Source organism: Shewanella sp. 10N.286.45.A1 (assembly GCF_041470405.1).
Lineage (GTDB): Bacteria > Pseudomonadota > Gammaproteobacteria > Enterobacterales > Shewanellaceae > Shewanella.
This window is the reverse complement of the sequence record NZ_JBFRMK010000273.1, coordinates 1-7605: the sequence shown is the minus strand read 5'-3', so window position 1 is coordinate 7605 and position 7605 is coordinate 1. Positions and strand designations below refer to the sequence as shown.

The following is a 7605-nucleotide window of genomic DNA, read 5'->3' as shown; positions in this document are numbered from 1 at the left end:
AATGCAATTGGTATTATTCCCTTGAACCCAAACTCACTGCACCGTAAGCTAGTTCTATCTTTACTTGTTAAGCAAGCATATGCCTTCAGTGACCGAGCTTTCCTATTTCCAACGCATTAAAGATTCACTCTCCATCTACTGCCATAAACGGGTTTTAAGCCTATTGCTGCTTGGTTTCTCTGCTGGCTTGCCCTTAATGCTAGTTTTTTCAACATTATCTTTTTGGCTCAGAGAAGCTGGAGTAGATAGAACCGCTATCGGCTATTTTAGCTGGATAGCTTTAGTTTATGGTTTTAAATGGGCATGGTCGCCACTGGTTGATCGCATGTCATTACCTTTGTTAACTCGCTTTTTAGGTCGCCGCCGTGGCTGGATGATCTTCGCGCAACTAACTTTGGTGCTTGCCATTATAGGGATGAGTCAAAGTGACCCCTTAGTCGACATTGATAAGCTCGCACTATTTGCCTTGATGGTTGCTTTTGCGTCAGCCACACAAGACATTGTTATCGATGCATTTAGAATTGAATCCGCCTCTGAAAAGATGCAAGCAGCATTGGCTGCCGCTTACCAAGTGGGTTACCGTAGTGCGATGATTATCGCCACCGCAGGGGCATTAACGATTGCAGCCTGGGTTGAGCCGAGCAGCGAAGCTTATAGCCTAGAATCATGGCAAACCGCTTACTTAGCAATGGCAGGCCTAATGTCGATTGGTATCATCACCACCCTATTTAGCGCCGAACCGCAAGTAGAAGCCAAAGAGGCTGACGCAAAAGAAGCTGAGCTTAAACAAAAGTTTTCACAGCGTTACCCTCGCGCTGTAGCAGGTGCTCTATCCTGGCTATACACCGCGAGTGTATTGCCTTTTCTTGATTTCTTTAAACGCTACGGCAAAAGCGCACTGCTGATCTTATTGTTGATCTCGACTTATCGCATCTCAGATATCGTAATGGGGGTAATGGCTAACGTATTTTACGTTGATATGGGATTCTCTAAAGCAGAAATTGCGACTTTGAGTAAAGTTTACGGTCTGATTATGACCTTGGTAGGCGCCGGTGCTGGAGGCTTATTAGTGGCTAAATATGGCACCATGAAAACGCTGTTTTTGGGAGCCTTTCTTGTGGCGACTACCAACTTACTGTTTGCGTATCAAGCGGTACTTGGTTACAACGTGCCATTTTTAACGCTAGCGATCTCAGTCGATAACTTCAGTGGTGGTGTGGCGACAGCAGCCTTTATCGCTTACTTGTCAAGCCTGACGAGTGCTGGATATAGTGCTACACAATATGCATTACTATCATCAATTATGTTGCTATTCCCTAAGTTTGTTGCAGGTTTCTCCGGCGCTTATATCGATGCCTATGATTACGTCAGCTTCTTTATCGGTGCCAGCTTAATTGGCTTCCCGGTACTTGGGCTAATTATATTGGTGCAGAAATATGTCCCCGATACAAAAACAGACTCAACAGAAAGCTTAGCACAACAAAAAGAGCTCAACAGTTAACGGTGAGCTCTTTAGATTATCAACGACCACTAACCTATTTGGTGCGTTAGTCTTGATCAAATAGGTTAATCGCGGAAGTTATTAAACTGAAATGGCTGGCCAAGATCAGCTTCGCGAGCTAGAGCCATTACCGCTTGTAGATCGTCACGCTTCTTACCCGTTACTCGCACAGAGTCTCCTTGAATCGAAGACTGTACCTTAAGTTTGCTATCTTTTATCTGCTTAACCAACTTCTTAGCAATTAACGTCTCGATACCCTCTTTAAACCTCACTCGTAAAGAGAAGGTTTTACCGCTGTGCACAGCTTTGTCATCGACATCCATCGACTTAGGATCAACATTACGCTTACTCATCTGCATGCGCAGGATATCGACCAACTGCTGGCATTGAAAATCATCTTCAGCCGACAGTGTTACCACGTGATCTTTATATTCGATGCTCGCTTCCTTGCCACGAAAATCGAAACGACTCTTTAATTCACGTACCGAGTTGTCTACGGCGTTACGTAATTCGACTTCATTCACTTCTGAAACAATATCCATTGAAGGCATGCGCTTGGCTCTTAAAGATTAATTTGAGCGTATTTTACCCACGAACCGCGGTGACTTGAAGAGCCGAACGAGATTTAATTGATAGTAAGCATAGTTATTGGTGACTTTAATCGGCTATTTTTCTATGATGAAGACAAATGTCTTTAGTGTGTATGATGTGATCAACCGACAGAATATATTTAAGCTAGCCCTAGCAATAACTTTAGTGATTGTCAGTTACTTGGTTTTTTCAAAGCCAAGCTACAACATCAACACCATCCCTCACTTTGATAAAATTGGCCATGTCGGGAGCTTTTTTGTTCTCTCATACCTAACCTACTTCGCCTTTAAGCCCAGATGGTACATATTGGCTGTTGTGTTAGCTTTCTACGCTGTTTTTATCGAAATGGTTCAATCGCAACTCTCCTATCGTAGTGCCTCTTTTGCTGATGTTGTTGCTGATATGGTTGGTATTTTGTTGTTTTACTTTACTCAATGGCTCTATAGCAGATACGTCAAAGCCAGTAGATTTGTTGACAATAGTGCCAGTTAACGATGTGTTGTTTATACAAAGAGTCTAACTAGAAAATGAGTACTGATACTTATTCTTCAGTAAGTAATAACCAGCAGTTACCTCAGATATCGATCATGGGGGCTGGAGCGATTGGGCAACTTATCTATCAACAGCTCTCTAGCTCAAACATTGCGGTTAACTTCATTGGCCGCGCTGAAAAATCACAACAGCAAACCGTTACTTTTACCAATTTAGAGCAACAGCAAACAACTTGCACTGCTATGTTTGTAGGCCGTACTGATTGGCCCCTACAGCTAGTAAACACAAGGTTGCTCATTGTTTGCGTAAAAGCCTATCAAGTCGTTGCGGCACTTAAGCCTATCATTAAGTTACTTAATCGCGATTGCCACATTTTATTATTACATAATGGCATGGGACCACATTTAGAGGTCGCAAACATGCTTAATGGACAAGGTTTAAGCTTAGGTACCACTTCCCAAGGCGCATTGAAAAAATCAGCATGGCACACACAACAAACAGGCCAAGGCGTTACTCAACTGGGTCATTTCACCGGTCCTATGCTGAGTGAAACAATCAAAATATCGCTACTATCAAGTATTCCACAAAGCCAATGGTTTGAAGATATATTGCCAATGCTTTGGCAAAAGTTAGCCATTAATGTCGCAATTAACCCAATGACCGCAATACATGATTGTCGCAATGGCGAACTGGCTGCAGCCCAGTATCGAAAAACTATTACTGCAGCGGTGACAGAATTAGTACAAGTTGCCGCCGCTGAATCCATTATGCTTGATTTAGCGGTACTGCTCGATCGAGTTTACCAAGTCATTGAGCTGACTGCTGCAAACTACTCTTCAATGCATCAAGACGTTCAGCACCAACGCAAAACCGAAATTGAAGCTATTAATGGTTTTGTGGTGCTAATGGCAAGCAAACACGGCAAGAGTGCAAAGACCAATCAACAGCTATTAGCCAGTATTACGGCTCTAGAACAAGGCTATTCAAGCAACGCTTAATACCTATTTAGTCATTAAATTTATTACCATCACCATAAAACCCTCTCATTTCACCCATCAAGCAATATTTTGAATTCCGACTAAAATTAAGCCATTAGTCCCGACAGAGTTTGTTGGAAAGACAAAAGGCGCATTTAATGCAAAGAGAACAATGGAACTCAAGAACAGGTTTTATCCTTGCCGCTGTGGGTTCTGCAATTGGCTTGGGGAATATCTGGCGTTTTCCCTATATGGCCTATGAAAATGGTGGCGGCGCGTTTTTCATCCCTTACCTGTTTGCCATGCTCTCTGCAGGGATCCCTTTTATGATCATGGAGTTTAGTCTTGGGCATAAATACCGCGGCGCCGCCCCTAAAGTATTTGCCAAATTAGGACAAAGCATTGGCCTTAGGCTGGAGTGGTTAGGCTGGTTTCAGGTATTTATAGCGGCAGTCATTGCCGTTTACTATGTTGCTATCATTGGTTGGGCAATGTCTTATCTGGTTTTTTCCGTCACTCAAAGCTGGGGCGCTGATACCAACGACTTCTTCTTTAAAAGCTACCTGCAGCTGGGCGATAACTCCCCCACAAACCTTGGAGGTTTGCAGTTGCATATCGCACTACCAATGACACTCGCCTGGGGACTGACCACTCTAGCCGTTTACTCTGGTGTTAAAGCGGGTATTGAACGAGCGAGCAAAATAATGATGCCACTACTGTTTATTATGGTGTTATTGCTGATCGGCCGTATCATTATGCTACCTGGGGCGTTAGAAGGTCTGGATTACTTATTTCGACCCGATTTCAGCAAGATCCTAGACGCTAAGGTATGGTCTGCAGCTTATGGGCAGATATTCTTCACCCTAAGTGTCGGCTTTGCCATCATGCTAGCCTACTCTAGCTACCTGCCAGAAAAGTCAGACATAAATAACAATGCCTTTATGACTGTATTGATAAACTGTGGTTTCTCTATTCTCGGCGGTATCATGATTTTTGCCGTGTTAGGTTATATGACAGCAGAACAATCAAAACCAATTACAGAGGTTGTAACCTCTGGCGTTGGGCTCGCTTTTGTCACCATTCCTGCGGCGATCAACTTATTGCCCATCCCTTATATTCTCGGTCCGCTGTTCTTTTTAGCATTAGTGGTCGCGGGGCTCAGTTCGCACATATCAATTATTGAGGCTGTGGTATCCGCCGTCATCGATAAAGTGAATATTTCGAGAAAAAAGGCTGCTCTACTAGTGTGTGGTCTTGGTTATGTCACCTCTCTAGCATTTTCCACCAATGGTGGATTGCTGCTGCTCGATCTAGTCGACTACTTTATTAATAATGTCGCACTGCTAACGAGTTGCTTGATAGAGTTACTGATTATGGGCTGGCTATTTAAACTTGCTAATGTACGTGAATACGTCAACCGCTGTAGTGAGTTTAACGTAGGTCAATGGCTTATCATCTGCTTACGCTACGTTAGCCCGATCATGCTGGCCGGGATCCTTTTCAAAAACCTTATCAATACCATTCAAAATGGCTACGGAGATTACCCCATTGCCGATCAACTATTTCTCGGCTGGGGGCTAATCGCAGTCATGCTGTTCTGCGCCATCTTCATCGGCCTTGTTTCTAACCCAAATCAACCAGAGGAGCGTAACCGATGAGTACTGGAGCGATGACGATGATGATACTGGCGTTAATAATAACCTGGGGAGGTGCTGCCATTTGTATCTCTATTGCGATGAAAGCTTCCAAAAATAAATAGCTGCAACATACTCTCTAAGACGGTAAAGGAAACACTACAGCTTTGTAGTGTGAAGATTGTGACTTGTGCTTAGCGCTATCAGTCCCTAAACTCAACGCACCTAAAACCTTTAATGCTAAGCCTTTGATGAGTAAGATTAGATTAGCTATCGCGAAAATGTCACTGCCTGTAAATCCAGCCTCAAATATGAGCAGTAGTACTCATATTTGGTTGTACCTTGCCGCATTATCGTTCACCGTATTTAGCGTCATGTTCCTCGATAGAAACATCGCTACTTGGATGCATCAACACAGCCATGCCAGCCATATTTTTAAACCTTTAAGCCAAATGCCGCTGCTATTTGAGATACTTTCGGCGATAGTCATTATAAGTTGTGTCACCGCAAAAGGGCGCAAGCACTACTCAACCCTAGCGCTCAGCTTAGGCATAACGTTAATCCTCGCGACAGTCTTTCGTCTTGGCGCCAAATTCATTTTTGGCCGCACTTGGCCTGAGACCTGGATCCATACAGAATTAGGCAGCAACCCTTCTTGGATAAACGATGCAATTGAAGGTTTCTATCCGTTCGCAGAGGGGCTAGCCTACAACTCATTCCCCTCTGGTCATGCCCTATTTACCTATGCGTTGGTAAGTGTATTTTGGTGGCGTTTCCCACAGCTTAAAGTCGTGTGGATAACGGCGATGTTAGGCGCCGTCGCGGGGCAGATTGGGCAGAACTATCATTATTTAGGCGACCTAATCGCTGGCGCGACCTTAGGCGTATTTAGCGCCCATATCTCAATCCTAATCGTCTACTACCTCGTGCGACGAGCCAAGCGTTGAGCGATTAAAACTAAACGGTTGTCAGCCTCACAGACCCCAAGCTAAAACGACAGCTTGGTTAAGCGCACTACAAAAATGGCTTAATCGTTAGCCCCACATCACTAAGATTGCTGCAATCGCTATCATGACTAACGCCGCAACATCCCTTATTTTAACTTTATCTTTCAGCCAAAACGCAGCGATCAGTAACGTAAAGAACACCTCAATCTGGCCAAGGGTTTTCACGTAAGGCACACTTTGTAGAGACATAGCGCTAAACCAACCGATAGAGCCTAAGCAGCTAGTAACACTGGTCAGTAAAGTGAGTTTTGGGCGCTTAAGCAAGTTATCTATTGTACTTCTATCTACAGCGTAGGCGTATAGCACTAGCACCAAGGTCTGAATCGCGATAACAAATAACAGTACCCAAGCTGCGCGATGAGGAAAGGGCAAATCAAGACTCAAACTTGCAGCTCTTACCCACAAAGACGTTAAAGCAAATGCACTGCCACAAGCAAGACCAAGCATGACTGTAGCAAATGAGATCTGCTTTAGCTTCTGACCGCTACTCATAATAAAAACAGCGACGCCGCCAAGCAATACTCCCAGCCAACCAAGCCAAGAAAGGTAGGTACCAAAGAAGATCACCCCTAGAATGGCTGCCATCAAGGCTTCACTTTTAGCAAGCCCTGCCCCAACGGCAAAATTACGCATTTTAAACAGCTTAACCATCATCATCGTCGCGACAATTTGCATAGCGGCAGCAGCAAGCACATAAAGACTGAAAATTGGCGTAATGAAGGGCAAACCCACAGGCTGCCATGTATATAATCCCACTAAATAGATGAGTGCGATTGGTGTCGCCCACAGAAAACGTGCCAAAATCACGCCTGCAGTATTAACCTCTTTACTGAGCTGACTTTGAAAGGCATTACGCCAAGCCTGCATCGCAGCAGCAAGAAAAGTAAATAAAATCCAACCCATTGTCTATTGCTTACCAAGTATGAATATTCGACTAGGACATTATGCAATGGAATCACATCGTACGCCTTACATTCGTATCAATAGTGAATATTTGTAATCCCTATATTAAGAATTAATTACTAGGGGCTGTTGATCTTTCGAGCTTAGCTTTTGTTCGATTCTTTACCGTAAGGAATAATTATTTTAGTACAAGGCTTTAGCGATGATGCTTAGCTGGCTAAGCGAAAACTCGTAACGCACTCTTGTCATAAAAGAATAAAAGAATTGAAACGAACCCGAAGAGCCGCGCTTCTTGGCTATTTTGACTGTGTTGTAGGTTATTTGTGGAGAATGACTAAACGACATAACCTCCGCCTTGTCAAAATAGCCAATAAACTGCGGCAAAAACAACCGTGAAAGGTCAGCAGCCCCTAAACTTTATAGTGGAATTCAATCAAGAAATTTCCAACTTCTTCCTGAACTAAATTAAATCGGTAATGGCCATTATTTCTGTAGTTTTC

8 protein-coding genes are annotated in these 7605 nt (G+C 43.7%); 6 read left to right on the top strand and 2 right to left on the bottom strand.

All coding sequences use genetic code 11. The features are described 5' to 3' along the window. The first annotated feature begins 79 nt into the window (after window positions 1-79). The gene (locus tag AB4238_RS18305; protein WP_372034740.1) at window positions 80-1501 is read left to right on the top strand and encodes an AmpG family muropeptide MFS transporter; all 1422 of its coding nucleotides are present in this window, start codon (window positions 80-82) and stop codon (window positions 1499-1501) included. Between the two features lie 65 nt (window positions 1502-1566). On the opposite strand, the gene AB4238_RS18300 is transcribed toward AB4238_RS18305, so the two are convergent. Next, window positions 1567-2052, bottom strand: a complete 486-nt coding sequence (locus tag AB4238_RS18300) for a YajQ family cyclic di-GMP-binding protein (protein ID WP_372034739.1) — start codon at window positions 2050-2052, stop codon at window positions 1567-1569. Between the two features lie 157 nt (window positions 2053-2209). Here AB4238_RS18300 and AB4238_RS18295 point away from each other — a divergent pair, with 157 nt between their 5' ends. From AB4238_RS18295 to AB4238_RS18275, 5 genes are all read left to right on the top strand, one after another. Then, window positions 2210-2584 carry a VanZ family protein gene (locus tag AB4238_RS18295; RefSeq protein ID WP_372034741.1) on the top strand — a complete coding sequence of 125 codons (375 nt, stop codon included), beginning with the start codon at window positions 2210-2212 and terminating at the stop codon, window positions 2582-2584. A 35-nt stretch (window positions 2585-2619) separates the two neighbouring features. Next, a complete protein-coding gene (locus AB4238_RS18290) occupies window positions 2620-3582 on the top strand; it encodes a ketopantoate reductase family protein (RefSeq protein ID WP_372034738.1) in 963 nt (320 codons plus the stop codon). Window positions 3583-3719: 137 nt separating this feature from the next. Further along, the gene (locus tag AB4238_RS18285; protein ID WP_372034737.1) at window positions 3720-5219 is read left to right on the top strand and encodes a sodium-dependent transporter; all 1500 of its coding nucleotides are present in this window, start codon (window positions 3720-3722) and stop codon (window positions 5217-5219) included. After that, a complete protein-coding gene (locus AB4238_RS18280) occupies window positions 5216-5320 on the top strand; it encodes a MetS family NSS transporter small subunit (protein ID WP_220736003.1) in 105 nt (34 codons plus the stop codon). Before AB4238_RS18285 ends, AB4238_RS18280 begins: the two co-directional genes overlap by 4 nt. Before the next feature lie 126 nt (window positions 5321-5446). Then, on the top strand, window positions 5447-6142 hold the full coding sequence (locus tag AB4238_RS18275; RefSeq protein ID WP_372034736.1) for a phosphatase PAP2 family protein: 696 nt from the start codon (window positions 5447-5449) through the stop codon (window positions 6140-6142). 87 nt (window positions 6143-6229) lie between these two features. On the opposite strand, the gene AB4238_RS18270 is transcribed toward AB4238_RS18275, so the two are convergent. Beyond that, window positions 6230-7105: a multidrug transporter gene (locus AB4238_RS18270; RefSeq protein ID WP_372034735.1), complete on the bottom strand. Its 876-nt coding sequence runs from the start codon at window positions 7103-7105 to the stop codon at window positions 6230-6232. Window positions 7106-7605: the final 500 nt, after the last annotated feature.